Source organism: Mesorhizobium sp. M0029, assembly GCF_040323735.1.
In the GTDB taxonomy this organism is placed as follows: Bacteria; Pseudomonadota; Alphaproteobacteria; order Rhizobiales; family Rhizobiaceae; genus Mesorhizobium.
Genome location: NZ_JAMYVF010000002.1, coordinates 259003 through 285477, shown reverse-complemented (window position 1 = coordinate 285477; position 26475 = coordinate 259003). Strand labels below are relative to the sequence as shown.

Below are 26475 nucleotides of genomic sequence, written 5' to 3'. Positions count from 1 at the left end.
AGTGTCTAAGGGCCATCCTGCCGCGGGTGAACCACACCATCTTCGGTAATGTCGTCGCGGGTCGAGAACCCCCGGCCAAGGCTGAACACCAGGACATAGAGCGGGATGTTGAGCGCCAGGTTGATAATCGGGAGATAGCTGGTCATCTGCCACAAGGGCGAAAAGAATGGTTGGCCATAGCCGTCGCAGATCAGCGATGACCCGTATTCCCACAGCGCGCCGGTAATGACCGCAATGGCAAAGAGCTTGATGCAGGTGGCGACATGCCTTGCGCGCGCCGGGTTCGGCAAAAGGCGGCTCCACAGCACCAGGCAGACGATGGGGATCGCATAGATCAGACTTTGCAAGGCCAGCATCTGCAGTGTGCCATTGGCCGCCTCAATGAACTGGTCACGCCTTTCCAGCAGCGGACAGACCTCGCTCGAGGTCGTCGACAGCAGGAAAAAGACGAACGGCCCGAGGAACCAGAAGAAGAACAGCGACGGCCAGAAGACGACTGCGATCAGCGTCCGGGCTGCCAGGCTGGTCAAATGGACTTGTCCATGAAGTTCGGGAACCAGCCTTCGTGGGCGGCGGTCAATTCGCTGACCGGGATCGCCCTGGCATCGCCGAGCTTCAGTTCGTTTCCACCGGTCGAGCCGATCCATGGCGCAAAGATGCCGAGCTTGCTCTGTTCCTCGCGGATGGCGTCCCATTCCTTGCTCTGCGGATCGACGGACAGCGTCAGCAGGTAGCGGCCCTGGTCTTCGCCGAACCAGACCGGGATCGGGTCGGTGCCGGCGAGCCCCGGAATGGTGGCGCCGATGCCGGACGCCATCGCCATTTCGGCCAGGGCTATCGCCAAGCCGCCATCGGAAAGGTCATGCGCCGCGGTCACGACGCCCGACGCGATCAGCGCGCGCACATGGTCGCCGACGCGCTTTTCATGGGCGAGGTCGACGGATGGCGGCGGCCCGTCGGTGCGGCCATGGATGTCCCTGAAATAGGCGGACTGGCCGAGATGGCTGCCCCAGCTTGCGGGCGCGCCGACCAGCAGGATCATCTGGCCCTCGGCGGCAAAGCCGATACGGGTCATCTTCGACCAGTCGGCAATCAGCCCCACGCCGCCGATGGTCGGCGTCGGCAGGATACCTTGGCCATTGGTTTCGTTGTAGAGCGAGACATTGCCCGACACGATCGGGAAACCGAGCGCCCGGCAGGCATCGCCAATGCCTTTCACCGCGCCGACCAGTTGGCCCATGATCTCAGGCCGTTCCGGATTGCCGAAATTGAGGTTGTCGGTGGCCGCCAGCGGCAGCGCGCCGGTGGCGGTGAGGTTGCGCCAGCATTCGGCCACCGCCTGCTTGCCGCCTTCGTACGGGTCGGCCTCGCAATAGCGCGGCGTGACGTCGGAGGAGAAGGCGAGCGCCTTGGTCGGATGGCCTTCGACGCGCACCACGCCGGCGTCGCCGCCGGGAAGCTGCAGCGAATTGCCCTGGATCAGCGTGTCGTACTGCTCCCACACCCAGCGGCGCGACGACAGGTTCGGCCCGCCGAGCAGTTTCAACAGCGCATCGGCAACGTCGGCCTTCGGCGCATCGCCGGCTGCGAGCGCCGCCGGCTTCTTCGGCTCGACCCAGGGGCGGTCATATTCCGGCGCCTTGTCGCCAAGGTCCTTGATCGGCAGATTGGCGACCTCGTCGCCCTGATGGATGACGCGGAAACGCAGATCGTCGGTGGTCTTGCCGACGATAGCGAAGTCGAGGCCCCATTTGTGGAAGATCGCCTCGGCTTCCTTTTCCTTCTCGGGGCGCAGCACCATCAGCATGCGCTCCTGACTCTCCGACAGCATCATCTCATAGGCGCTCATGCGCTCTTCGCGCACCGGCACCTGGTCGAGGTGAAGCTCGATGCCGAGGTCGCCCTTGGCGCCCATCTCGACCGCCGAACAGGTGAGGCCGGCCGCACCCATGTCCTGGATGGCGATGACGGCGCCAGACGCCATCAGCTCAAGACAGGCTTCGAGCAGGCATTTTTCGGTGAAGGGATCGCCGACCTGCACGGTCGGGCGCTTCTCGTCGATCTTGTCGTCGAACTCGGCCGAGGCCATCGTGGCGCCGCCGACGCCGTCGCGCCCGGTCTTGGCGCCGAGATAGACGACCGGCAGGCCGACGCCCTTGGCTTCCGACAGGAAGATCGCATCGGTCTTGGCGAGGCCCGCGGCAAAGGCGTTGACCAGGATGTTGCCGTTGTAGCGGGCGTCGAAATTGACCTCGCCGCCGACGGTCGGCACGCCAAAGGCGTTGCCGTATCCTCCGACGCCGGAAACCACGCCGCTGACCAGGTGCCTGGTCTTGGGATGGTCCGGTGCCCCGAAGCGCAAAGCGTTCATCGCCGCAATCGGCCGCGCGCCCATGGTGAAGACGTCGCGCAATATGCCGCCGACGCCGGTCGCCGCACCCTGGTAGGGCTCGATGTAGGAGGGATGGTTGTGGCTCTCCATCTTGAAGACGACGCAGTCGCCGTCGCCGATATCGACCACGCCGGCGTTCTCGCCCGGACCCTGGATGACCTGCGGCCCGGTGGTCGGCAGCGTGCGCAGCCATTTCTTCGAGGATTTGTAGGAGCAGTGCTCATTCCACATCGCCGAGAAGATGCCGAGTTCGGTAAAGCTCGGTTCGCGCCCGACCAGGTCGAAGATGCGCTGGTATTCGTCGGGCTTCAGCCCATGCGCGGCTATGAGTTCCGGGGTGATCGGCACGGAATTGGAAATGGTCATGGGCGGCGATTGGTGTCCATGGGAGAGGGGAATTTGAGTCCCCTCATATCGCAAGCTTTGGCGTGATACACCCCATCGGATGACGAAAAACGCCGGAAAACACAAGGCGACGATGGTAGCGGGGCGCCGTTGGGGAACGCTATGGCATCCCGGCCGTTAGGCCTCAAACCAATCAGGAGATTTCGACATGGCCACCAAGCAAGGCAAGAAAGACAATCGCCTCTCCGACAAGGAGGCCATGCATATTGCCGAGACCACCGACGTTTCGCCCAAGCAGGCCAAGGACCTGGCCGCGAAGCACGGCAAGGACAAGGGTGCAAAGGAAGCCAAAAACTTCAAGGCAGAGGGCTGAACCCGAAGATCGGGATACAGGAGGACCCAGTCAGGACGAACTGTCGTAGCCGGCGCGGCCTTCCTCCAGCAGCCGCCGGATCACCGCGACGCCGCCGGTGATGTCCTCGCGCCGCCTTGGTTGCGAGACGCCGAAACGCACGCCGTGAAAAACCTGCTCGGAACGCCCCGCCTTGAACTCGTCCTCGTCGTCGAGGAGCACGCCATTTTCGAGGCATGCGCTCCTGAACGTGCCGGACAGCCAGGGATCGGGCAGCGTCAGCCAGACGAAGGGCACGCTGCCGTGTGACTTGAAGGCGAAACCCGCCAGTGTCTCGCGCACGATGGCGATGCGGGCGGCAATTTCGGCAATGCTGCGTTTGCGGATATCGCCAGCCTGCCCAGACAGCACCAGCCGCGCATTCACCTCCGCCAGCAGGAACGGCATCCCGCCGGTCATCATCTTGTGGGCGACGCGGATGCGATGGCGATAGGCGGGCGGGCAGGAGAGCCAGCCGCCGCGAACACCTGCCGCGACCGATTTCGACAGACCGCCGGCGACAATGGTGCGCTCGGGTGCATATTCGGCGATGAGCGGCGTCGGATCTTCGGTCAGGCCGCCATAGAGATCGTCCTCGATGACGATGACATTGTACGCGCGCGCGACGCGAGCGATCGCCTCGCGGCGCGAAACCGACAGGATCGCCAGCGTCGGGTTCTGCACCGTCGGCATCAGGAAGATCATCTTCGGGTGCTTTTGCGCGCAGACGCGTTCGAAATCCTCGGGATCGAGGCCTTCTTCGTCCGATGCCACCAGTGCTATGCGCCGCCCGATCAGCCCGGCGCTGCGGGCGATCTGCGAATAGGTGAGGTGCTCGAAGACGACATAGTCGCCCGGCGTGGTCAGCGCCGCGATCGCCGCCATCACCGCGGCATGGGTGCCCAGCGTGGGAACGATGGTCTCGGCGGCAGGGCGGAACGAATTGCGCGACAGCCAGCGGGCGCCGGCCTCGAACCAGCGCTCCGGAAAATCCCTGGTGTAGCTCGAAATCTCGTGCGGATGATCCTGAACCGTGCGAAGCAACATGTCGGCAACAATGGCGCCCTGGCCGATGTCGGGCGCGGCAGTGCTGTCGAAGCGCAGCTTGCCCGGCGGTGCATCGACATAGCGCGTGCCTTGCACGGCGGGCTCGGCGAATTCGGGTGACGCCGCTTCCGATTGCTGCGCCAGCACATAGGTCCCGCGTCCGACTTCGCCGCTCACCAGGCCGCGTTCGCGCAGCAGCTGATAGGCCCGGCCGATCGTGCCGACCGTCGTGCCAATGTCATAGGCGAGATCGCGCTGCGGCGGCAATTTTGCCCCGGCATCGATAACGCCCTTGTCGATGTCCGACTCGATGCTGTCGGCAAGGCGCTGGTAAAGCGGGCCGGAACCGGTGGTGAGGTCAGGGAGCCAATTTGTCATGGTGACAATTCTGTATATTGCACCAGATCGGGTGTCAATGCATATCAGAACTGTACCAAGATGGGTACAATTTGCAAGGTTGGCAGAAAGACAATGGATACAATCGAGACAATCCGCTGCGCGGGCATTGAATTGGTCGGGCCGGCCAGCCGGCGAGGCTTTGTCGGCCGGATCGTGCATGTGGTCAGATCGCTGGCGCGATGGATCGACGTGCTGATCGAGCGCCGTCGCGGCCGCCTGGCTTTGCTCGAAATGACCGACGAGCAGCTCAGGGACATCGGTGTGTCGCGTGACGACGCTCACCGCGAAGGCATCAGGCGATTCTGGGACTAACTTGTAGTCTGGTCAGCGGCGTGTGCCCGGAGCCCTGAGGCGTGAGACGCCCTTATCGGCAAGCACGGCGAGGATGCACAGCACCAGGAAAACACCGGTGACGGCCAGCGCCGCAAGGGCGACGTTGGCCGCGCCGTTTTTCGCAACGTCGAGGAACGGGTAGGGCACTTCGCCTGCGATCGGTGCGCGCGCCAGCGCATAGGCGAGATAGGCGACCGGATAGGCCATCCACCACGAAATGTCGCTCCAGCGTGTCCTGCCGTCAGCGCCTGCAATAAGCCACCACAGCACGAACAGCACCGGCGTCACATAGTGCAGCAGCACGTCACAGAGCAGGAACAGCCCCTGCGGCTGCCAGAGCTGCGCCAGAACCGTCGCATAGACGATGAAGACAAGCGCGATGGACACGGCGACGCCGGCCCGCATCCGCGGTCCGGCAAAGGCGGGCAGCCAGGCGTAGCCCGAAGGCGACAGCAGCGAGACATGGACCAGCACCGCACCGATGTTGGTCAGGATGGTGAAGAAGCTGAACAGAAAGACGATGGAGCCGAGAAAACTGCGGCCGGCCTCCATCGATGCCGGGATGGTGATGCACGCTTGCAGGACAAGCCCGGCCAGACCTATGACCAATCCCGCAAACTGCAGGAAGCGGCCCATGGCGTCAGGCGGCCGCGTTGCAGGAGGGGTTGCCCGTTTGCCAGCGCGCAATGTCGGATCCGATGCGCGCGCCGAGCGGATCGTCCATCAGCGGACCGAACACGTCGACGCGGCTGGAATTGCCTTGCGCCTGGACGACCAGCAGCGGCTTGCCGCCATAATGCTTGGCCGGCACCAGCAGGAAGCGGGGCGTGCCGCTGAACGAATTCAGCTCATTGGCCATCTGATAGGATTTGAAGGCTGGATCCTTGCTGGCGATCCAGCATTTGTGGGCCGATATCGCTACCTGTTCCATGGCCAGCAGCGAAGCGCTCTTGCCCGTGGGGACCGGCGCGCTCTTCGGGCTGGACTGGCAGGACGCCAACGCCAAGCCGGCAGCAGCCAGGGGACCTAGGCGAACAATCATCAGTCTCATGGTCAACCGCCCCCGCGTTTTGAAAGGAATTCGAAGAGATATCAGGCGGCGATGCCGAGCGCGCCTTCGAACAGGGCGCGGCCGTCGCTTCCGCCATGCGCTGCCTCGATCAGGTTTTCGGGATGCGGCATCAGGCCGAGCACATTGCCCTTCTCGCTGACGATACCGGCAATGTCGTTCATCGAGCCATTGGGATTGCTGCCCTCGGCATAGCGAAACACCACCTGTCCTTCGCCTTCGAGACGGGCAAGCGTGTCGGCGTCGGCGAAATAATTGCCGTCGTGATGCGCCACCGGCGTGCGGATGATCTGACCCGGCTGGTAGCGGCGGGTGAACATGGTGTTGGCGTTGGCGATTTCGAGCTTCACCTCTCGGCAGACGAATTTCAGCGAGGCATTGCGCATCAGCGCGCCGGGCAAAAGGCCAGCCTCGACCAGGATCTGGAAGCCGTTGCAGACGCCGATGACCATGACGCCCTTGGCCGCCTTTTCCGCCACCGCCCGCATGACCGGCATGCGCGCGGCAATGGCGCCGCAACGCAGATAGTCGCCGAACGAGAAGCCGCCGGGAATGGCGATCAGGTCCACATCAGGGATTTCGGTGTCGGTCTGCCAGACGGTCGCCGGCGCCTGCCCGGAGATCTTGGTCAGCGCCGCAATCATGTCGCGGTCGCGGTTGAGGCCGGGGAGAAGAACGACAGCTGATTTCATATCAAGCGATCTCCACCGCGTAATTCTCGATCACTGTGTTCGCCAGCAGCTTGTCGCACATGGCTTTCAGATCGGCTTCGGCCTTGGCCTTGTCGGTCTCTGAGAGCTCGAGGTCGAAGACCTTGCCTTGCCGCACCTGGCCGACGCCGCCGAACCCCAGTCCGGACAGAGCGTGCTCTATGGCTTTTCCCTGCGGGTCGAGCACGCCGTTCTTGAGGGTGACGGTGATGCGGGCCTTGATCATGCTGGACAGGTTCCTGTTCGAAGACTTAGCAATTCCAGGAAAAGTCTGAAGCGGTTTTTCGTCCGGAATTGCGTCAAGAAATGAAGACTTAGTGCGGCTTGCCTTTGAGGCCATCGGTCGAGGCGACGAGCACCGGGCCGGTCGGGCGCGGCGGCTCGTTCTCGTTCATGATGCCAAGGCGGCGGGCAACTTCCTGATAGGCTTCGACGAGGCCGCCCATATCGCGGCGGAAACGGTCCTTGTCGAGCTTGTCCTGCGTTGCCACGTCCCACAGCCGGCACGAATCCGGCGAGATCTCGTCGGCAACGACGATGCGCATCATGTCGCCCTCGAACAGGCGGCCGCATTCGATCTTGAAATCGACGAGCTGGATGCCGACGCCCATGAACAGGCCGGAGAGGAAGTCGTTGACGCGGATGGCCAGCGCCATGACGTCGTCGATCTCCTGCGGGCTTGCCCAGCCGAAAGCGGTGATGTGCTCTTCCGACACCATCGGATCGTCGAGCGCATCGGCCTTATAATAGAATTCGATGATCGAGCGCGGCAGAACGGTGCCTTCCTCGATGCCGAGGCGCTTGGACAGCGAGCCGGCGGCGACATTGCGCACCACCACTTCGAGCGGAATAATCTCGACTTCCTTGATCAACTGCTCGCGCATGTTGAGCCGGCGGATGAAGTGGGTCGGAATGCCCATGCGGTTCAGATGGTTGAAGATGTACTCGGAAATGCGGTTGTTGAGCACACCCTTGCCGTCGATGACCTCATGTTTCTTCTTGTTGAATGCGGTCGCATCATCCTTGAAGAACTGGATAAGTGTGCCCGGTTCCGGTCCCTCATAGAGGATCTTGGCCTTGCCTTCATAAATGCGGCGGCGATTTTTCATCTGATTTTTCTCTGGATTTGCGGGCAGGCGGCAAGCGACCAGTTCCTGTCCGTCTGCCTAAATTGGTGCGGCGACGGGTGGGGTTCAATGCCGGGTCTATCCCAATCACAGCGTTTGCTCAATCGGCAAATCCTTTCGATCGACCGCTTTCAGGAATGAAATGCCGCAGCGCAGCAAGCGATGTAGCATATTGACCGGCCCGCGCCCTTTTGGTTTGTGCTGCGGCAGCACACATATCCATCACCAACGCGAATCGATTTCATCGGAGGGAAGCCATGAGCAGCATGAAAGACCGCGAAGAGGGTTTTGAGCGCAAATTCGCCTTCGACGAAGAACTTCGCTTCAAGGCTTCGGCACGCCGCAACAAGGCGCTTGGCCTGTGGGCAGCCGAAAAGCTGGGCAAGTCCGGCACTGACGCCGACGCCTATGCCAAGGAAGTTGTGGTTTCCGACATCGAGGAAGCTGGCGATCACGACGTATTCCGCAAGATCCGCAAGGATTTCGACGCCGCCGGCGTCGACCAGTCGGATCACCAGATCCGCCGCACCATGGACGAACTGATGGCGCAGGCGATCGAGCAGATCAAGAACACCTAGAGCGAGTAGCGCTGGACCAATCGACCGCCCGGTCCAGCCGGGCGGTTTTTCTTTGCCTTTTCAGCCTTTTCCGGCTGAAACTGTGCGTAGGCCTGTTACAAGGCTCTACCCAACGAGGAAAGCACCCATGTCCCTGAAGTCACGCCTGGCGGCGGATGAAACGCTGTTCACCGCCTGGTCCGGCGTTCCGGACGCTTTGACGGTCGAAATCATCGCCAAGCAGGGTTTTGACGCCGTCACGCTCGACATGCAGCATGGCGGACACCACGAAGACTCGGTCTTGCGCGGCCTGGTGCCGGTGCTGGCCGCCAACAAGCCGGCGCTGGTGCGCATTCCGGTCGGCCGCTTCGACATGGCCAGCCGCGCCCTCGATTTCGGTGCCGAGGCGGTGATTGCACCGATGGTGAATTCGGTGGCCGATGCAAAACTCTTTGCCGCGGCGATGAAATATCCGCCGATGGGCGAGCGCTCCTGGGGCCCGACCTATGCTTTTCCGCGCCATGGCAAAGGCGACCACGCCGAATGGCTGCGCGACACCAATCAACGCACCATGGCCTTTGCCATGGTCGAAACGCGCGCCGCACTCGATGCGCTGGACGGCATCCTCGACACGCCGGGCATTGACGGCATCTTTCTCGGCCCATCGGATTTCTCCATCGCCTGGTCGAATGGCGCCACCGTCAATTCGACGCTGGAAAGCATGATGGAAACCGTCGCCTCCATCGCCGAGCGGACGCGCAAGGCGGGCAAGCATGCGGCGATCTACGTCGTTGAGCCGGCGATTGCCGGCCGCGTCGTGGCGATGGGCTACCGGCTGCTGGCGATGGGCTCGGACCATGCGCTGATTTCGCTCGGCGCAAAGACACTCATCAAAAGCATGAACGATTCGATCAAGGGCTGAGGCGTGGTGCCTTGCCCGGTCAGGCCTTGAGGTCGGTCAGGAACTTGGCGAAGGTCATCGACCCTTCCGGCCACGGGCCGAAGCCGGCATCCTCATTGAGGTGACCGGTTTCGCCGGCATCGATGAACAGCGAACCCCAGGCAGCGGCAATGTCCTCGGCAACCTCGAAGGCGCAGAACGGATCGTTGCGGCTGGCGATGACGATGGACGGGAAGGGCAGCGGTTCGCGCGCATAGGGACCAAAGGTCATCAGGTGACGCGGCCTTATCTCCGGGTTGGCGACGTCGGGCGGCGCGACAAAAAACGCGCCGGCGACCGGCTTCCTGAACTGCGGAATGGCCTGCACCGCGGCCGCCACACCGAGGGAATGGGCAACGATCACCACCGGCCGCTCGGCCTCGTTGACAGCGTTCGCCACGCTCGTCGTCCAGTCCTCGCGCACCGGCTTCGACCACTCCGCCTGCTCGACCCGGCGCGCCGTCGACAGTTTCGATTGCCAGCGTGTCTGCCAGTGTTCGGGGCCGGAATTGGTGTAGCCCGGCACGATCAGAATATCTGCGTCTTTGACTTTCATGGCGCTGAGATAGCGAGCGGCCGTGTCTCGTGCAACCCGCGCTGACGTATGCGGTGCATCACGATTGTGAACAACCTGTTCGATTCTTTCCATCTTGTGTGAACGATCGGGATCGACGATTTGAAGCGGGAAGAGATGGACAACAGAATAGGCTGGTGGCGCGCCCTAGGGATAACGCGCTGAACGGAGAGTTTTATGAGCGAACTGCCTTTTGCCGCGACGACCGCCGTCAGCGTGTCACGCGTGGGCCTGAAGGCGCGCGACGCCGAAGGACTTGCCGATTACTACCGGGCTGTTGTCGGCCTGCAGGAATTGAGCCGCGCCGATGGCGCCATCACGCTGGGCGCTGCCGAGCGCCCGCTGCTGGTGATCGAGCCTGACGCAGCGGCCAAGCCCGACGATCCGCGCAGCGCCGGCCTTTTCCACACCGCTTTCCTTCTGCCCAGCCGCGCCGATCTCGGCCGTTGGATAAACCATGCCGCCGCCAACAAAATCCGCATCGAGGGCGCCTCCGACCATCTGGTCAGCGAGGCTCTCTACCTGACCGACCCCGAAGGCAACGGCATTGAAATCTATAGGGACCGTCTGCCGCAGGAGTGGAAGTGGAACGGCGACAAGATCGCCATGGCGACCGAGCGGCTGAATCTGGCCGCCGTGGTTGGCAGCGTGCCGGCCGGTGACGCCGGCTGGCAGGGCGCGCCGCAAAACAGCATTATCGGCCATGTCCATCTGCGCGTCGGCCGGCCGGAAGATGCCGAGGCCTGGTGGCACGACGAATTTGGCTTCGACACGGTCGCTAAGTATGGAGGGCAGGCGGTGTTCCTGTCGTCGGGAGGCTACCACCATCATATCGGTGGCAATTCGTGGCACAGCGCCGGCGCCGGGCGCCGCGATCCGTCCCGCTCAGGGCTGGCCTGGGTCGAGATGCGCTCGGACAAGACAACCGCTGAAACCACGCGGGAAGATCCGTGGGGCACGGTGATCCGCACCGTGCCGGGCGCCGCCGGCTGAGCGCCCGCTCGGTTCTTACAAGGAATTGGCGGCGTAGCCCGTCAGCAGCCCATGCGCCCAGCTGTCGAAGCCGGTGGCTGTCGCGCGGGTGGACGCCTCGGTCCAGTCATAATTGACCACGTGATGGCTGAACGACCATTGTCCGTCCTTGCGCGTAGCGAGGGCGTAGCGGGCATGCGGACTGCCGGTCACGGTCAGGCCGGGGGATGCCTGGACGCCGACGCTGCCCGGATTGAGGATTGTCCGGTTGTCCGACAAGCGCACAACGCGCGGCGTATGTGTATGGCCGCACAAGGTCAGCCCGGCGCCGGCGCTGCCCAGCTTGTGCCTGATCTGCTTTTCATTGGAGGGGTGGAAGTGGCTGCCTCCGTCTTCCTCGAGCAGGAACACGTCGTCGTCACTGGGGCTGCCATGGCAAAGCAGGATGTCCGGGGCAGGCGACAGGGTGACCGGCAAGGCCGAGAGCCAGGTCAGGGATGTCTCAGAGAGGCGTTGGTGGGTGAAAGCATCGACGTCTTCCAACCCGGAAGCAGGCGGCTCGATCAGCACACGGTCGTGATTGCCGCGCACGGTCGGCCAATTCTGCGCCATCAGATATTGCGCGGTTTCTTCAGGCCATAGCGGCCCGGAAAGACAATCGCCCAGATTGACGATTATGTCGGGAGAAGCGTCTTTGATCTGCGCATGAACCGCCTCAAGCGCGCGCAGATTCCCATGGATGTCGGAAAGGACGGCCAGCCGCATCGAAAAACCTATCCGAAAACCCGCTTGAAGATCGTGTCGACATGCTTGGTGTGATAGCCCAGGTCGAATTTCTCGCGGATCTCGGCTTCGGGCAGCGCTGCGGTGACTTCCTTGTCGGCCAACAGTTCTTCAAGAAAATCAGCGCCTTGTTCCCACACCTTCATGGCGTTGCGCTGCACCAGGCGGTAGGCGTCCTCGCGACTGACGCCGGCTTGGGTCAGCGCCAGCAACACGCGCTGCGAATGCACCAGGCCACGGAACTTGTTCATGTTCTTCAGCATGTTGTCGGGATAGACCAGCAATTTGTCGACGACGCCGGTCAACCGCGACAGCGCGAAATCGAGTGTTACCGTGGCGTCCGGGCCGATCATGCGCTCGACTGAGGAATGCGAAATGTCGCGCTCGTGCCAGAGCGCCACATTTTCCATCGCCGGCAGCGCCATGGAGCGCACCATGCGGGCAAGGCCGGTGAGGTTTTCGGTCAGCACCGGGTTGCGCTTGTGCGGCATTGCCGACGAGCCCTTCTGGCCCGGCGAAAAATACTCTTCCGCTTCCAGCACCTCGGTGCGCTGCAGATGGCGGATCTCGGTCGCCAGCCGCTCGACCGACGAGGCGATGACGCCGAGCGTGGCGAAGAACATGGCATGGCGGTCGCGAGGGATGACCTGCGTCGACACCGGCTCCGGCTTGAGCCCAAGCTTTTTCGCCACATGCTCTTCGACATAGGGATCGATGTTGGCGAAGGTGCCGATCGCGCCGGAGATAGCGCAGGTGGCAATATCCTCTCGCGCGTGCACCAGCCGCTCGCGGCAGCGTGAGAACTCGGCATAGGCCTGCGCCAGCTTGACGCCGAACGTGGTCGGCTCGGCATGAATGCCGTGGCTGCGGCCGATGGTGACGGTGTCCTTGTGCTCGAAGGCCCGGCGCTTCAGCGCGGCGAGCAGGCCGTCGAGGTCGGCCAGCAAAATATCGCTGGCGCGGCTGAGCTGCACCGCAAGGCAGGTGTCGAGAACATCCGATGAGGTCATGCCCTGGTGGATGAAACGCGCATCCGGCCCGACGAATTCGGCGAGATGGGTGAGGAAGGCGATGACGTCGTGCTTGGTGACGGCCTCGATCTCGTCGATCTTGCCGACGTCGAATTGGGCGGCGCCGCCTTTTTCCCAGATGGTCTTGGCGGCTTCTCTGGGGATGACGCCGAGCTCGGCCAGCGCATCGCAGGCATGGGCCTCGATCTCGAACCAGATGCGGAAGCGGGTTTCCGGCGACCAGATGGCGACCATTTCCGGCCGGGAATAGCGAGGGATCATCCGTCAGTCCTGATATGTCGGTGGTTAAGTGCGCCTCCTATCAGAGGCGGACCGAATGCTCAACGCTGCCGGCGTGCAAACCACACGCTGGCGGCGGCAAGCGCGATGAATCCGAGCGGAAAATAGAGCCTGATACCCAGCACCACGAACTGGTAGAGCGCCGTCAGCGAGGTGAAGACCAGTTCGAACGCCCACCGGGCGGTGAAGGCCTCCGCGTGCCATTCGGCATAATAGGAGCGGTATTGCAGCGCAAACAACCCGCCGGTGAAGGCGAGCGTCGTGGCAAGCAGGCAGACGAAGGCGGCGGCGAACGCCACCTCCCAGTGCCGGTCCAGCGAGACCAGCCGCGCCGCGAACAACCCGACGGGAAAGGCCAATGCCGCGCCGGTTGCGAACAGCAGGGCGACGAAGCGGATCTTTTCCGGGGTCTCCCAATTGTCGAGCCAAAGGCCGGTCAGCGCGCTGGCGCCCATGGCCATCGCCCACAGCAAGGCGCCGACAAGCGCCGTGCCCGTCGCTGGCATGGCGCGGCTGACGCGATTTCCGGCGCGCTTGCGCCTGCTGGATTGATCGAGCGCAGTCACAGGCGTCCGGTCACGGCGATCCAGCGAAAATCCGGCCCTTCGAAGCCGTATTGGCGCACTGCGATCAGCACCGCATAGGCGCTGATGCTGTCCATCGAGAACGTCTGCACCGCGCCGATCCTGTAGCCGTTCGGGCAGCCACGGCTTTTCGGGATCGATTTATCCTCATGCAGCAGATGGGTCCGGCCGCCATCCCTGGCCTCGATCCGCAGCAGGCGAAAACCGTTGACCTCGCCCTGGCTCTGGCAGCTTTCGGTGTCATTCATGCCGATCTCGTCCAGCCGGAATTCCAGCGGCGGGTCGACCGGCGAAAAGATCGGCCGTGGGTTCACCACCATGCGGAACGGGTCGGCCGACAATTCGGTCACCGGGTTGAAGCCGGCGGTGATGCCGCGGTTGGCGGTAAGCTCGGCCTGGGCAATGATTGCTTCGCCTTTTTGCTTGGCTTGCTGACGGGCCGTCTCGAGCGAGGCGGTCTCATCCTCCAGCCGGACCCGGATTGGCGTGCCCTTCAGGAACGTGTCGTCGGCGGTGTTGATGTAGTAGCGATTGGCATAGGGAAAGCCCGAACCGTCTGCCACACCATATTCCTCGAAGGCGAAGACGCTGCCATCCTTGCTGAAGCCGAGGATTTCAAGCTCGGCGACATCGCCCGCTCGGGCGGCCATGGCGGATGCCAGATGGACCAGCAGGCAAACGCCAATCAGGACGAGATTTCGCATCGGGGTTCCGCTCCGCCTGCCTTGGTTCGATCGTTCCCTATCACGAGACAGTCCAAAACATCGTGCTATTCAAAAGGCGATGCATCCAATTTCGCCTCTGTTTGTTATCGTCGATCGGTTTCAAAAGGAGAACACCCCATGACTGAGGCCAGCAAGATTCGCGAGCATATGGAAGTGGTCGGCGCCGACGGCGTTCACATCGGCACCGTCGACAGGGTCGATGGCGAGCGGATCAAGTTGACCAAGGCCGACAGCGGCGAGGGCGCCCATCAGGGGCATCACCACTACATTCCCTTGAGCCTGCTTGCCGAGGTCGAGGGCCAGAAAGTGTGGCTGTCGGCGAATTCGGATGTCGCGGTCAGCTTCGAGGAAGAGGAGTCCGACCCGACCTGACTGAAAGTCAGCGCGACGACCACACCGGAAACAGATCGCCTTCGGCCGGCGTCGCGGCATGGATGCCGCGGCTGATTGCGCGCGCCATGGTGGCGCCGGCGGCGGCAAAGAAATCGACGGCATCGTCGGCGCTGAGTTCTATGCCGCTCTTGCCCGTCGCCAGCGCGAACACCAGATCGCCGTCAGCCGGCGTGTGCACGGGCCAGATGGCGCGCACGAAGCCGTCATGCGCTGAAATGGCCAGCCGCTTGGCTGCCGCCTTGGTCAGCACGGCGTCGGTGGCGATGACGGCGATGGTGGTGTTGCCACCGGCCTCGGCTTGTCCACCGACACGCTTGTCGCGGTATTTCAACAGGATCCGCCTGGCGTCGTCCGGCATCGGCGAGGGATAGCCAAGCCCGCCGAACTCATCCCCGATCTCGAATGGCGCCGCCCAGAAATAGCGGGTCCGCGCGATCGTTACCGAGCCGGTCGGGTTGGCGGCGGCGAGCGCGCCGATGGTGACGCCCCTGTCGAGCACAGTCGAGGCAGAGCCAAGGCCGCCCTTCAGCCCGGAACTCAGCGCCCCGGTGCCGGCGCCGATTGTGCCGAGCGGAAAGTCGACTGTTGCCGCCTGGGCGGCTTCGTAGCCGAGGTCGCGGTAGGGAGGATAACGGCCCCAATCCTTGTCGCCGCCATTGCGCAGGTCGAACAGGATCGCCGCCGGCACGATCGGCACGCGAAAGCCGCCAACATCGACGCCAATGCCTTTTTCGCGCAGCGCCGCCTGAACGCCGGAGGCGGCGTCGAGGCCGAAGGCCGAGCCGCCCGACAGCACGACGGCATGAACCGCCTCGATGGAATTGTGCGGTTCGAGCAGGTCGGTCTCGCGCGTACCCGGCGCGCCGCCGAGGATCTGCACGCCACCGACCGCCGGTTCGTCGCACAATACGGTGGTGACGCCCGATTTCAGCTTGGCGTCCGACGCGTTGCCGACGCGCAGGCCGGCGACATCGGTGATCAGATTGCGCGGCCCGGTGCGAAACATCAATTCGTCTCCGCCGGCACGAAACGCGTCCCGTCGAAGCGGAAGGCGCGATAGAGGTTTTGGCTCAGATCGCCTTTGTCGTCGAACCGTAGCGGGCCGATCGCGGTGGTGAAATCATGCCCGGTTAGCGCGTCGGCCAGCCCCTTGCCCGAGGTCTCGGGCGCGGCCGAGGCCGTCTTGGCAATCTCCACCGCCGCATAGGCCGGCAAGGCATAGCCATCCGGCGCGATGTTTTTGGCCGTAAACGCCGCCAGCACCTTGGGATCGGCGACATCGGCCCATTCCGGCGGCGCGATCATCAGCGTGCCGACGGCGTAAGGCACATCGCCGGGTGGCGTGCGCAAATTCTCGCCGCCGGCAAAGACAATGCCGGCCTCGAGCTGGCCGGCGTCGCGGCCCATAATGGCGATGTCGTCGCCGTCGCCACCGGCAAAGACATGCGTGGCGCCCGCCTTCTTCAGCCGCCCGATCAGCCCGATCTGGTTGTCGAGCTGCGGCCGGAACGTGTCTGTGAAGACCGGCTTCAGCGCTGCCTGCTCCGCTGCGGCGCGTAGCGTCTCGGCGATTTCGCGGCCATAGATGGTGCCGTCATCGACGATGGCGAACAATTCGCTCTGCCACAGCCGGGTCAGGATGGCGGCCACCGCATTGCGCTCGTCGTCGCCGCGTGGCCCCAGCCGGTAGACCGGCCAGCCGGTTTTGGCGCGGCGGTCGGTCAGGCTTTCGGTGCGCACGCCAACGGTGATGACCGGTATGTTGGCGTCCTTGAGGATCGGCAGCGCCGCCTGGATCGCCTCGGTGCAGAGGAAGCCGACGACGATATCGACCTTCGCAGCGGCGAATTCCCTGGCGGCGGCAGCCCCGCCATCGGCGGTGCAGGCATCGTCGACCGTCCTGATCTCGGCGCCGTTGGCTTCTGCTGCCAGGGCAGCGCCCGCCTCGATCTGCTTGCCCAGGATCGCCGACGGACCGGACAGGGGCGCGGCGACGCCGACAAGCAGCGTCTGCGCGCCGGCGCTTGCCGGCAGCAGCCAGAGCAGTGCCGCTATTACAGCTGTTGGGGGTCGCATTCTGACGACGAATTCCTCCGTGCCGGTCGCATGCTTCCAGCGTCTCTTCCGCCAAGACCTAAAGGCTGCCCGTCCCAGGCGCAACACGGGAATTTGCGGATTGGCGTCAACCACTTCGCTTGTGGCCTATTGTGTGCCGCCATATATAACGCTTGGATTCCCGCTTATGGAAAATCATCGGTGTTGAAGTTGAACGACATAGGGCCTCAGGCCTATCGCGACGCGATGGCGCATTTTGCCGGCCACGTCCATGTGGTGACCACCGACGGGCTCGCCGGCAAACGCGGCACGACGGTGATTGCGGCCTGTTCGGTGTCGGACACGCCGCCGACGGTTCTCGTCTGTCTCAACCGCGAGAATGCCAAGAACGAGCTCTTCGTGCAAAACGGCCGGTTTGCGCTGAACACGCTGGCTTCGCACCAGCAGCCCCTATCGGTGGCGTTTTCAGGCCTGACCGGGCTGTCTGCCGATGAGCGTTTCGCGCTTGGCGAGTGGGATGTCATATCGACGGGCGCGCCTACCCTGAAGGGCGCTCTTGCGGTTTTCGACTGCGAATTGATCGATACCAAGGATCTCGCCACCCATCGTGTGCTTTTTGGCAAGGTGACAGGCCTGCGCATGGGCGATAATTTGCGGCCGCTGATCTACCACGCCCGCGACTACCACGTGCTGCAGAGCGGAGCAGAGGCGGCAACGGAGAAAGAATGACCGAGCTGAAACCGCGCCCCGCGCCGCGGACGATCGACGAAACGCTCGATCTCCTGACCGGCGCGGACTATGTCGCGGACCGCTCGCTCGCAACGGTGCTGTTCCTGTCGCTGCGCATGCAGCGGCCGCTCTTCCTCGAGGGCGAGGCCGGCGTCGGCAAGACCGAGATCGCCAAGGTGCTGGCGCAGGCACTCGGCCGCCGGCTGATCCGCCTGCAATGCTATGAAGGGCTCGACGTCTCGTCCGCTGTCTATGAGTGGAATTACGCCGCGCAGATGATAGAGATCCGCATGGAGGAGGCGGCAGGCTCGGTCGACCGCTCCGACATGGAGCGCAATGTCTTTTCCGAAAAATACCTGATCCGCCGGCCGGTGCTCGATGCGCTGACCGGCAAGGCGGGTGCGGCCCCGGTGTTCCTGATCGACGAGCTCGACCGCACCGACGAAGCCTTCGAGGCGTTCCTGCTCGAAATCCTGTCCGATTTCCAGGTGACGGTGCCCGAGCTTGGCACGATCAAGGCGGAGGAGCCGCCGATCGTCATCATCACCACCAACCGCACCCGCGAAATCCACGACGCGCTGAAGCGGCGCTGCCTCTATCACTGGGTCGACTATCCCAATGCCGAGCGCGAGCTGGAGATCGTGCGCCGCAAGGTGCCGCAGGCCAACAGCCGACTTTCGGCCGAAGTGGTGTCGTTCATCCAGAAGCTGCGCCGGGTCGAGCTGTTCAAGGCGCCGGGTGTCGCCGAAACCATCGACTGGGCCGGCGCGCTGACCGAACTCGACAAGGTGGCGCTCGATCCCGAAACCGTCTCCGACACGATCGGCGTTTTGTTGAAATACCAGGACGACATTGCCCGCATCGGCGCGGGCGAGGGCCGGCGCATCCTCGATGAGGTCAAGGCCGAACTGGCGGCGGCGGAGTAGGGCAGTGAAGGCGCCGGGTGCTTACCCCAAAGAGACCGACCCCAGAGAGGCGACGGAAGACGGGCGCATCGCCGACAACATCGTCTATTTCGCCCGCACCTTGCGCAAATCCGGCATGCGGGTCGGGCCGGCTTCGGTCAAGGATGGGATCGAGGCGGTGCTGGCAGCCGGCATCGGTTCGCGCGACGATTTCTACTGGACGCTGCATGCCGTGCTGGTGTCGCGGCACGAGGATCACCCTGTTTTCGACGAAGCCTTCCGGCTGTTCTGGAAATCGCGCGAGCTGATCGAGAAACTTCTGGTGATGTTCTCGCCGGTGGCGCCCGACACCAGGGAGAAGCAAAAGCCGCGCGCGGCAGAAAACCGCGTCAGCCAGGCCATGTTCGAAGGCCACGAGAAGAATCGGCCGGTCAGGGAAATCCCGGAGATCGAAGTCGACGCCCGGCTAACCTTCTCCGGGAATGAAGTGCTGCGCGGCAAGGACTTTGCCCAGATGAATGCCGACGAGATGGCAGACGCCAAGAAGGCGATTGCCCGACTGCGGCTGCCGTTCGACATGGTCCGTACCCGACGCTTCCAGGCAGACCTGCATGGCCGCCGTATCGATCCACGCGCCATGATGCGGTCGGCCGCCCGAACCGGCGGCGAACTGATCCTGCCGAAATTCCGTTCCGCCCGCAAGGTCCATCCGCCGCTGGTCGTGCTTGCCGACATCTCCGGCTCGATGAGCCAGTACACGCGCATCTTTCTGCATTTCCTGCATGCGCTGACCGAAAAACGGCGGCGCGTGCACACCTTCGTCTTCGGCACGCGACTGACCAATCTCACGCGGCAGATGCGCCATCGCGACCCCGATGCCGCCCTTGCCGACTGCTCGGCGGCGGTGAAGGACTGGTCGGGCGGCACCCGCATCGGCGATACGCTGGCGGAGTTCAACAAGCACTGGTCACGCCGCGTGCTCGGGCAGGGCGCGGTGGTGCTTTTGATCACCGACGGTTTGGAGCGCGACGATGTTTCCGGCCTGTCGGAGGAGATGGATCGCCTGCACAAATCCTGCCGGCGGCTGATCTGGCTCAACCCGCTTCTGCGCTTTGGCGGCTTCGAGGCGCGGGCCCGCGGCGTCAGAGCGATGCTGCCTCATGTCGACGAGTTCCGCTCGGTACACAATCTCGATGCGCTGGCCGACCTCTGCGCCTCGCTGGACAAGAAATCGGCCGCTTCGGTCGATCCGCGTCGCTGGCTGGACGCTGGTGTCAGGCGCGCCGCATAGCCATATTGGATTCCGAAAAACAGGCTCCCAGAGAAAAACAGACTTTGAGGCAAGCGATCATGGACAACAGCATCTATCTCGATGAGGCCCGCGACCCCTTGATCATCGCGGAAGGCTGGATGAAGGACGGCAAGGATGTCGCCATCGCCACTGTGGTCGAGACCTGGGGTTCGGCGCCGAGGCCGGTCGGCAGTCATCTGGTCATCGACGCCGAAGGCAATTTCCACGGCTCGGTCTCGGGCGGCTGCGTCGAGGGCGCCGTGGTAAGCGAGGCGATCGACGTCATCGATAGCGGCAAGGCCAAAATGCTGGAGTTTGGCGTTGCCGACGAAACCGCCTGGCAGGTCGGCCTGTCCTGCGGCGGCCGCATCAAGGTCTATGTGGAGCGGCTTGGTTAGGCATGGATCCCTACGCTCTCAAAACGCTCAATGCCGAACGCCGGGCCCGCCGCGCCGCGATCCTGGTCACCGATCTCGGCGACGGCCGCGACCGCATCGTGCGCGAAGGCGACCAGGTTGCCGGCGATCTCGGGCAAGCGATCGCCAAGGCATTTCGCACCGGCAATTCCGGTTCGGTCGAGGCTGAAGGGCGCACCTTCTTCCTCAACGCGCATTTGCCGCAGCCGCGCCTGGTGGTAGTCGGCGCCGTCCATATCAGTCAGGCGCTGGCGCCGATGGCCAGGATCGCCGGCTATCCCCTGGAGATCGTCGATCCGCGCACCGCCTTCGCCACCCCGGACCGTTTTCCCGATGTAGCACTCCATGCCGAATGGCCGGAGGATGTGCTGAAACGCCAGCCGCTCGACAGCTATACGGCGCTCGCCGCCGTCACCCATGATCCGAAGATCGACGATTTCGCACTGAAGGCCGCGCTCGACGCCAACTGTTTCTATGTCGGCGCACTCGGCAGCCGCAAAACACACGCCAGGCGCGTCGAGCGCCTGCTGGCGCTCGGCGCCAGCGCCGACCAGATCGCCCGCATCCACGCACCGATCGGTATCGACATTGGCGCGGCGAGCCCGGCCGAGATCGCCGTCGCCATCCTGGCGCAGACGATCCACGCCTTTCGCTCGCGCGGTCTCGAAGCCAAAGGCGCGGCGGCGTGAAGTTCGGGCCGATCCCGATCGATCAGGCGCAAGGCGCGGTGCTCGCGCATGCCACCACGGCCGGCGAGCGACGTTTCCGCAAGGCACACAGGCTGAGCGCCGAAGACGTGGCGGTGCTGAAGGCGGCCGGCATTGCCGAAATCGTCGTCGCGGTGCTTGCCACCGATGATCTCAGCGAGGATGCGGCGGCTGAAAAGATCGCTGCAAGCATGGCCCATCGCAACATCGAGGCAAAACCCGCCGCGACCGGCCGGGTCAATCTCCATGCCAAGGCAGCCGGTGTCTTCACCGTCGATGCCGCCATGATCGACGCTATCAACACGGTCGACCCGACCATCACCATTGCCACGCTGGCGCAGCACGCACCTGTCGAGAAGGGACAGATGGTCGCGACGGTCAAGATCATCCCGTTCGCCGTTGCCTCGGCCCTTGTCGATGCGGTGACAAAGATATGCGCCGGCGGCGAGATCTTCGCCGTCAACGCTTATCGGCCGGTGCGCATCGGCGTGATTCAGACGATGCTGCCCGGCATCAAGGCCAGCGTGCTCGACAAGACGCTGCGCGTCACCGAGGCCCGGCTGGCACGCTCCGGCGGTCGGCTGACGACGGAGCGCCGCACGCCGCACGAGATCGCGCCTGTAGCCGAGGCCGCGGCCGCGCTGGCGCGCGACAACGACATGGTGGTGATCTTCGGCGCCTCGGCGATGAGCGACTTCAACGATGTCGTTCCGGCGGCGATCGAGGCAGCAGGTGGCACGGTGATCCGCGCGGGCATGCCCGTCGATCCCGGCAATCTGCTGGTGCTGGGCACGCTCGACGGCAAGCGCGTCATCGGCGCGCCCGGTTGCGCCCGCAGCCCCAAGGAGAACGGTTTCGATTGGGTGCTCGACAGGCTGATCGCCGGCCTCGACGTCACAGCCAAGGACATCGCCGGCATGGGCGTTGGCGGCCTCTTGATGGAAATCCCGACCAGGCCGCAGCCGCGCGAGCCGCTGCCGGCGAGAGCCGGGCTGAAGGTCGAGATCGTGCTTCTGGCCGCCGGTCGCTCCAGCCGCATGGGCGGGCCGAACAAGCTTCTGGCGCTGTTCGACGGCAAGCCGCTGGTGCGCCGCACCGCTGAACGGGCGCTCGATTCCAAGGCTTCTGCCACCGTTGTCGTCACCGGCCATCAGCGCGAGCGGGTTCACGCCGTGCTCTCGGGCCTCGACGTGATGTTTGCCGACAACCCGGATTTTGCCGACGGCCTGTCCTCGTCTCTAAAAGCCGGCATTGCCCGCGTTGGAGCCGAGGCGGCCGGCGCCATGATCGTCCTCGGCGACATGCCGGGCATTTCCTCGACCGATCTCGACCGGCTGATCGAGGCCTTCCGTAGGGACGGCGGCCGCTCAGTGGTGCGTGCCGCCCATGACGGCCGCCGCGGCAATCCGGTGCTGTTGCCACGCGCGCTATTTGGAGGCATCGCCCACCTCGAGGGCGACACCGGCGCCCGCCATCTGGTCGAGGCCGAAGGGCTCGATGTCATCGATGTCGAGATCGGCGACGGCGCGTCGATCGATGTCGACACGCGCGAGGCGCTCGAAGACGCCGGCGGCGTGCTGCAGGATTGACAAAGCGCGGCTGAAAAACGCATGCCTTTAGCATGGCTCTCTCTTTACTTGCCTCAGCGCTTCTACCCCCCTCTGGCCTGCCGGCCATCTCCCCCTCAAGGGGGGAGATCAGCAGCCTCGATGGCGGCGTCTATCCTGCAGCTTTGAAGATTGGCGGAAGGCGGCGTGATATCCAATCTCCCCCCTTGAGGGGGAGATGGCCGGCAGGCCAGAGGGGGGCGGCCGCGTTCCATACCCTTCTGGTTTCACTTCTTTTCCTGTTCTCTGCCGCCCACGCGGACGCGCTCGAACTAAAACCCTACAAGGATGACCTCTTCGCCTATCCGGCGACCCTCTCTTCGTCTGACAAAGGCGCCTACACCGTCATCGACTATCGCGAGATGCGCGACATCAACGACCGCGACGAAGTGCCGGAAAAGCGCGTGCAGGCTAAGTATACCGACACCGGCGTGCGCAAGGTGCAGCGGGATTTGATGCTGAAAACCGATGCCGGCGATGTCAGGCATGTCGCCGTTGGTAAGACCGAAGGCGCCGGCATCATCGTGCTTTACCTGCACGGGCAGGGCGGCAGCCGCAAGCAGGGCGTCGACGACTTCACCTTCGGCGGCAACTTCAACCGAATCAAGAACCTGATGGCCGGCAATGGCGGCCTCTATCTCTCACCCGATTTCACCGATTTCGGCGACAAGGGTGCGGCCCAGGTCGCGGCGCTGATCGGCCACTATGCCGAGGCCTCGCCGGACGCCAAGATTTTCGTCGCCTGCGGCTCGATGGGTGGTGCGCTGTGCTGGAAGCTGGCCGGCCGCAACGATACGGGACGGCGCATAAACGGGCTGCTGCTGCTCGGCTCGCTGTGGGATGACGGTTTCCTGTCGAGCCCGGCCTACAGGCGCCATGTGCCGGTGTTCTTCGGCCAAGGCAGCAAGGACCCGGTCTTTCCCGTGGAGAAGCAGGAAGCCTTCTTCCGCTCCATCACTGCGAACTCGAAAGCCTATCCGACCCGGTTCGTCCGGTTCGAGACCGGCACCCACGGCACGCCGATCCGCATGGTCGACTGGCGCCAAACGTTGAACTGGATGCTGTCGAAAGCGCCTTGAGGCATATCGCCCAGAGGTGACCGTTAGTTTTGGCGATCATGGCTCGGCCGATATCCTCTTAGGTGTAGGCTGATATGATCCAACGATCGGAAGCACAGCGATGGACGCTCACCCCTTCAAGATCCAAATTCCGAACGAACAACTTGAAGATCTCCAGCGTCGGCTTAGCGCAACACGATGGCCGATTCCGCTAAGCGAAGCGGGCTGGAACGATGGGGCCGACCTGGCGTTCATCAAGCGCCTTGCGGATTGCTGGCGAGACCGCTTCGACTGGAGAGTGCAAGAGGCGCGGCTGAACCGGCTGCCGCAATATCTGACGAGGCTGAACAACCTAGATGTCCACTTTGTCCACCAGCCAGGCAACGGACCGGCGCCGCTGCCGCTGATCATAACGCATGGCTGGCCCGGCTCGTTCATCGAAATGGAACACGTCATTCCATTGCTGGCAGACCCAGCTGCCCATGGTGGTGACCCGGCCGACGCTTTCCACGTGGTAGTTCCCTCCTTGCCCGGATACGGCTTTTCCCAGGCGCCGACGGAACCAGGCTTCCATTCCGGCCGCATCGCGGAGTTATGGGTACAGTTGATGCGCGGGCTCGGCTACGACCGCTTCGCTTCCCAAGGAGGCGACATCGGCGCGGGCGTTTCCGCCTGGATGGCACGGCTCCATTCCGAAAGCGTGCTTGGCGTCCACGTCAATTACATTCCCGGGAGCTATCGGCCCCCCTTGGGTGCAGGTCTGCCATCTGTCACCGTTGAGGAGCAGGCCTTTCTGGAAAAGGCCGCGGCCTGGACGGCAACGGAGGGCGCCTATGCCCATCTGCAGGGCACGAAGCCTCAGACGCTTGCTTATGCTCTGACAGACTCGCCGATCGGTCTCGCAGCCTGGATGATCGAGAAGTTCCGTAGCTGGAGCGATTGCGACGGTGACGTGGAGCGCACCTTCGGCATGGACACGCTCCTTACGGATGTTTCGCTCTATTGGTTCAGCAACGCGCTCACCTCGTCCTTGCGGCTCTACAAGGAGAATCGACTGTTCCCTCTTGCGTTCGAGACGCTGGAACGCGTTTCGCCGCCATTTGGGGTAGCGCTTTTCCCTCGCGAGTTGCCGATGCCGCCTCGATCCTGGGTGGCGCGGGTCTTTGACGTTCAGCGATGGACATCGATGCCGCGAGGGGGCCATTTCGCTGCGCTGGAGGAACCGAGTCTTCTGGTCGAGGACATTCGCGCCTTCTTCCGGCCGATGCGTTCCCGGCCTGAAACGAGAAGGCGAATGTGAAGGACTGCTTGAGCGCGGCGGTTCCTGGTAAGATCCCTACGGCGCGGTGTTGTAGTCGACCACCGTCTGCGGGTTCTCCTCGCCATCGTAAGACGCGTCCACATCATATTGGACGAGGGAAAAATCGCCGTTACGGAACAGGTATATCCCCTTGTCCGAGGCGTCGCCGATGCCGCGCCATTTGTTGAACGTGGTCAGCGTCTTGGCGTCTTCGTCATATTCGGAATTGGCCGCCCAGCCGGATGTGCGGAAGCCGATGATATCCATGCCCAGCAGTTTGCCGTCGCTGTCATTGTTCTCGTAACGGATATCCATTTCGGGCTCGGTGAACTGCAACTGCCGCACGCCCGATACTTCGTCGGTCATGTAGTAGACCGAACTTGCGTTATAGGCTGCCGCTTGGCAGTAGAACTCGAAAAGCCGCGTTTCCTTGTCGGGATCGCTGGCAGCCGCGTCCTTTGCCTTGTATTTGATCGAAAAGATGTTCGGCTCCTCGCCGAGAAATTGCTTGTCACACTGATCGCCATAATCGGCGGCGAACAGTTTCTTCACCTGCTCGAGTGCGGTGTCCTTCTTCGGCGGCGGCGGCCCGTCACCACAGCTTGGCGGCAGCGCCTCCTCGAAATCGGCCTTGGACGGCTTCAGCGCGCCCTTGTCGATAAAGATCGGGCGGAATGGCGGGGCCTGGATCTGAGCGCTGACCTGGCGCAGCGTGTAACAGCCGGCGAAGACCGCCTCGTTGCCGTCCTTGCCGGTGGCGCGGATGGCGACCGGAACACTGTAGTAGATGCTGCCGGCCGCGCCCTCATCGGAAACGGCGCCGGTTTCGACATCGACCTTGTCGGTGCCGTCATAGCCCTTGACGAGTGTGTCGAAATCCTTTGCCGGCTTTGTATCGCCGTAGTAAGCCCAGGCGCGGGCGAATTCGTGCCGGTTGATGGCGCTGTAGAGCGAGCGGATGACGGCTGCGGCATCCGACCTGTCATCGACGTAAGGGGCTTGGTCATCGGCTGCCGGTTCATCGTCGGCGAACACAGCCTGGCCGGATGCGGCAAGGGAGCAAAAGGCGGCCGCTGCCAGAAAGACGCGTCTCATCTGAGAATCTCCACCACGAAAGGAGCCTATCATAGAGATTGCGGCGACGTGGTGACGCTTGAAAAATCCTCCGGGAAGGCGCTACGTCCCGCGGTCGGCGCTTCAGCCGCAATGGAGATTTGACGTGACACTATCGATGTATGAAGCCTCGGTGCCGGTGTTTTCGGCCAGGCTGAAGGCGCTGTCCGGCGTGCTGTCGGCAGCCGAACAGAATGCAACTGAACGCAAGATCGACCCGCAGGTGTTTTTGACCGCGAGGCTGGCGCCCGACATGTACGCACTGGTCAGGCAGGTGCAGGTTGCCACCGACCACGCCAAGGGCGCGCCATCACGGCTGGCCCGTCGCGAAGTGCCGAAATACGAAGACAATGAAGCGACCTTCGCCGAGTTGCAGGCGCGCCTGACCAAGACGCTCGATCTGCTGGCGTCATTCTCAGCCGCCGAATTCGAGGGTTCGGATGAAAGGGTGGTCGAACTGAAGTTTGGCCAGCGCGAAGCCTCGATGCCAGGCATGCAGTATCTGCTGCATGTCGCCATGCCCAACTTCTATTTCCACGTGACCACCGCCTACGACATCCTGCGCCACAATGGCGTGCCGCTGACCAAGGGCGCCTATCTCGGTAATCGTTGACGAATTGCGCTTTGCGAGGTTTCCCGGCCG

The 26475-nt window shown here is 63.5% G+C and carries 31 protein-coding genes; 15 read left to right on the top strand and 16 right to left on the bottom strand.

Annotated features, from left to right (window positions below):
• Positions 1-5: 5 nt before the first annotated feature.
• Positions 6-530 carry a hypothetical protein gene (locus NKJ76_RS04610; RefSeq protein ID WP_023669100.1) on the bottom strand — a complete coding sequence of 175 codons (525 nt, stop codon included), beginning with the start codon at positions 528-530 and terminating at the stop codon, positions 6-8.
• A complete protein-coding gene (purL, locus tag NKJ76_RS04605) occupies positions 527-2758 on the bottom strand; it encodes a phosphoribosylformylglycinamidine synthase subunit PurL (protein ID WP_352536864.1) in 2232 nt (743 codons plus the stop codon). The genes NKJ76_RS04610 and purL overlap by 4 nt, the downstream gene beginning before the upstream one ends.
• A gap of 187 nt (positions 2759-2945) precedes the next feature.
• Between purL and NKJ76_RS04600 the strand changes: the two genes are divergently transcribed.
• A complete protein-coding gene (locus NKJ76_RS04600) occupies positions 2946-3110 on the top strand; it encodes a hypothetical protein (RefSeq protein ID WP_023731163.1) in 165 nt (54 codons plus the stop codon).
• 30 nt (positions 3111-3140) lie between these two features.
• On the opposite strand, the gene NKJ76_RS04595 is transcribed toward NKJ76_RS04600, so the two are convergent.
• On the bottom strand, positions 3141-4553 hold the full coding sequence (locus tag NKJ76_RS04595) for an aminotransferase-like domain-containing protein (protein ID WP_352536863.1): 1413 nt from the start codon (positions 4551-4553) through the stop codon (positions 3141-3143).
• Between the two features lie 93 nt (positions 4554-4646).
• On the opposite strand from NKJ76_RS04595, the gene NKJ76_RS04590 reads away from it, so the two are divergent.
• Entirely contained in the window at positions 4647-4886 is a 240-nt protein-coding gene (locus tag NKJ76_RS04590) for a DUF1127 domain-containing protein (RefSeq protein ID WP_352536862.1), read from the top strand.
• 12 nt (positions 4887-4898) lie between these two features.
• On the opposite strand, the gene NKJ76_RS04585 is transcribed toward NKJ76_RS04590, so the two are convergent.
• From NKJ76_RS04585 to purC, 5 genes are all read right to left on the bottom strand, one after another.
• Entirely contained in the window at positions 4899-5543 is a 645-nt protein-coding gene (locus NKJ76_RS04585; protein ID WP_352536994.1) for a Pr6Pr family membrane protein, read from the bottom strand.
• Positions 5544-5547: 4 nt separating this feature from the next.
• Positions 5548-5958 (bottom strand): hypothetical protein, encoded by a 411-nt coding sequence (locus tag NKJ76_RS04580; RefSeq protein WP_023697575.1) that lies wholly within the window; start codon positions 5956-5958, stop codon positions 5548-5550.
• Positions 5959-5999: 41 nt separating this feature from the next.
• Positions 6000-6668: a phosphoribosylformylglycinamidine synthase subunit PurQ gene (gene purQ / locus NKJ76_RS04575; protein ID WP_023711489.1), complete on the bottom strand. Its 669-nt coding sequence runs from the start codon at positions 6666-6668 to the stop codon at positions 6000-6002.
• A 1-nt stretch (position 6669) separates the two neighbouring features.
• Positions 6670-6912 (bottom strand): phosphoribosylformylglycinamidine synthase subunit PurS, encoded by a 243-nt coding sequence (gene purS / locus NKJ76_RS04570; protein WP_023669092.1) that lies wholly within the window; start codon positions 6910-6912, stop codon positions 6670-6672.
• 88 nt (positions 6913-7000) lie between these two features.
• Positions 7001-7795, bottom strand: coding sequence for a phosphoribosylaminoimidazolesuccinocarboxamide synthase (gene purC / locus NKJ76_RS04565; protein WP_013532127.1), 795 nt, complete (start codon positions 7793-7795; stop codon positions 7001-7003).
• 275 nt (positions 7796-8070) lie between these two features.
• Here purC and NKJ76_RS04560 point away from each other — a divergent pair, with 275 nt between their 5' ends.
• Positions 8071-8391, top strand: a complete 321-nt coding sequence (locus NKJ76_RS04560) for a DUF1476 domain-containing protein (protein ID WP_023669091.1) — start codon at positions 8071-8073, stop codon at positions 8389-8391.
• Between the two features lie 127 nt (positions 8392-8518).
• Positions 8519-9292, top strand: coding sequence for an HpcH/HpaI aldolase family protein (locus tag NKJ76_RS04555; RefSeq protein WP_023715987.1), 774 nt, complete (start codon positions 8519-8521; stop codon positions 9290-9292).
• A gap of 19 nt (positions 9293-9311) precedes the next feature.
• Here NKJ76_RS04555 and NKJ76_RS04550 read toward each other — a convergent pair whose 3' ends face one another.
• Positions 9312-9866: an RBBP9/YdeN family alpha/beta hydrolase gene (locus tag NKJ76_RS04550; RefSeq protein WP_023690188.1), complete on the bottom strand. Its 555-nt coding sequence runs from the start codon at positions 9864-9866 to the stop codon at positions 9312-9314.
• A 195-nt stretch (positions 9867-10061) separates the two neighbouring features.
• On the opposite strand from NKJ76_RS04550, the gene NKJ76_RS04545 reads away from it, so the two are divergent.
• The gene (locus NKJ76_RS04545; protein WP_352536861.1) at positions 10062-10877 is read left to right on the top strand and encodes a VOC family protein; all 816 of its coding nucleotides are present in this window, start codon (positions 10062-10064) and stop codon (positions 10875-10877) included.
• Between the two features lie 15 nt (positions 10878-10892).
• Here the strand turns inward: NKJ76_RS04545 and NKJ76_RS04540 are convergent, their stop codons facing one another.
• From NKJ76_RS04540 to NKJ76_RS04525, 4 genes are read right to left on the bottom strand one after another with little or no spacing between them, the layout of a single operon-like run.
• On the bottom strand, positions 10893-11621 hold the full coding sequence (locus NKJ76_RS04540) for a metallophosphoesterase family protein (RefSeq protein WP_352536860.1): 729 nt from the start codon (positions 11619-11621) through the stop codon (positions 10893-10895).
• An 8-nt stretch (positions 11622-11629) separates the two neighbouring features.
• Positions 11630-12931: an adenylosuccinate lyase gene (gene purB / locus NKJ76_RS04535; RefSeq protein WP_352536859.1), complete on the bottom strand. Its 1302-nt coding sequence runs from the start codon at positions 12929-12931 to the stop codon at positions 11630-11632.
• A 59-nt stretch (positions 12932-12990) separates the two neighbouring features.
• Positions 12991-13455, bottom strand: coding sequence for a hypothetical protein (locus NKJ76_RS04530; RefSeq protein ID WP_352536993.1), 465 nt, complete (start codon positions 13453-13455; stop codon positions 12991-12993).
• 56 nt (positions 13456-13511) lie between these two features.
• Positions 13512-14237, bottom strand: coding sequence for a DUF2259 domain-containing protein (locus tag NKJ76_RS04525; RefSeq protein ID WP_023754383.1), 726 nt, complete (start codon positions 14235-14237; stop codon positions 13512-13514).
• A 138-nt stretch (positions 14238-14375) separates the two neighbouring features.
• Between NKJ76_RS04525 and NKJ76_RS04520 the strand changes: the two genes are divergently transcribed.
• A complete protein-coding gene (locus NKJ76_RS04520; protein WP_023669083.1) occupies positions 14376-14630 on the top strand; it encodes a DUF2171 domain-containing protein in 255 nt (84 codons plus the stop codon).
• 7 nt (positions 14631-14637) lie between these two features.
• Here NKJ76_RS04520 and NKJ76_RS04515 read toward each other — a convergent pair whose 3' ends face one another.
• On the bottom strand, positions 14638-15657 hold the full coding sequence (locus tag NKJ76_RS04515; protein WP_352536858.1) for a P1 family peptidase: 1020 nt from the start codon (positions 15655-15657) through the stop codon (positions 14638-14640).
• Positions 15657-16727, bottom strand: a complete 1071-nt coding sequence (locus tag NKJ76_RS04510) for a branched-chain amino acid ABC transporter substrate-binding protein (RefSeq protein WP_352536857.1) — start codon at positions 16725-16727, stop codon at positions 15657-15659. Before NKJ76_RS04510 ends, NKJ76_RS04515 begins: the two co-directional genes overlap by 1 nt.
• Before the next feature lie 180 nt (positions 16728-16907).
• Between NKJ76_RS04510 and NKJ76_RS04505 the strand changes: the two genes are divergently transcribed.
• From NKJ76_RS04505 to NKJ76_RS04470, 8 genes are all read left to right on the top strand, one after another.
• Positions 16908-17435: a flavin reductase gene (locus NKJ76_RS04505; RefSeq protein ID WP_352536856.1), complete on the top strand. Its 528-nt coding sequence runs from the start codon at positions 16908-16910 to the stop codon at positions 17433-17435.
• Positions 17432-18361 carry an AAA family ATPase gene (locus tag NKJ76_RS04500; protein ID WP_023700847.1) on the top strand — a complete coding sequence of 310 codons (930 nt, stop codon included), beginning with the start codon at positions 17432-17434 and terminating at the stop codon, positions 18359-18361. Before NKJ76_RS04505 ends, NKJ76_RS04500 begins: the two co-directional genes overlap by 4 nt.
• Before the next feature lie 4 nt (positions 18362-18365).
• Positions 18366-19631, top strand: a complete 1266-nt coding sequence (locus tag NKJ76_RS04495) for a vWA domain-containing protein (protein ID WP_352536855.1) — start codon at positions 18366-18368, stop codon at positions 19629-19631.
• Between the two features lie 59 nt (positions 19632-19690).
• Positions 19691-20029, top strand: a complete 339-nt coding sequence (locus NKJ76_RS04490; protein WP_023734542.1) for an XdhC family protein — start codon at positions 19691-19693, stop codon at positions 20027-20029.
• Between the two features lie 2 nt (positions 20030-20031).
• Positions 20032-20736, top strand: coding sequence for an XdhC family protein (locus tag NKJ76_RS04485; RefSeq protein WP_352536854.1), 705 nt, complete (start codon positions 20032-20034; stop codon positions 20734-20736).
• Positions 20733-22343 (top strand): NTP transferase domain-containing protein, encoded by a 1611-nt coding sequence (locus tag NKJ76_RS04480; protein WP_352536853.1) that lies wholly within the window; start codon positions 20733-20735, stop codon positions 22341-22343. The genes NKJ76_RS04485 and NKJ76_RS04480 overlap by 4 nt, the downstream gene beginning before the upstream one ends.
• A gap of 185 nt (positions 22344-22528) precedes the next feature.
• Positions 22529-23440: an alpha/beta hydrolase gene (locus NKJ76_RS04475; protein ID WP_502902271.1), complete on the top strand. Its 912-nt coding sequence runs from the start codon at positions 22529-22531 to the stop codon at positions 23438-23440.
• Between the two features lie 100 nt (positions 23441-23540).
• Positions 23541-24719, top strand: a complete 1179-nt coding sequence (locus tag NKJ76_RS04470; RefSeq protein WP_352536852.1) for an epoxide hydrolase family protein — start codon at positions 23541-23543, stop codon at positions 24717-24719.
• A gap of 36 nt (positions 24720-24755) precedes the next feature.
• Here the strand turns inward: NKJ76_RS04470 and NKJ76_RS04465 are convergent, their stop codons facing one another.
• Positions 24756-25814, bottom strand: a complete 1059-nt coding sequence (locus NKJ76_RS04465) for a DUF1176 domain-containing protein (protein WP_352536851.1) — start codon at positions 25812-25814, stop codon at positions 24756-24758.
• A gap of 124 nt (positions 25815-25938) precedes the next feature.
• Between NKJ76_RS04465 and NKJ76_RS04460 the strand changes: the two genes are divergently transcribed.
• Entirely contained in the window at positions 25939-26445 is a 507-nt protein-coding gene (locus NKJ76_RS04460; protein WP_023690171.1) for a DUF1993 domain-containing protein, read from the top strand.
• Positions 26446-26475: the final 30 nt, after the last annotated feature.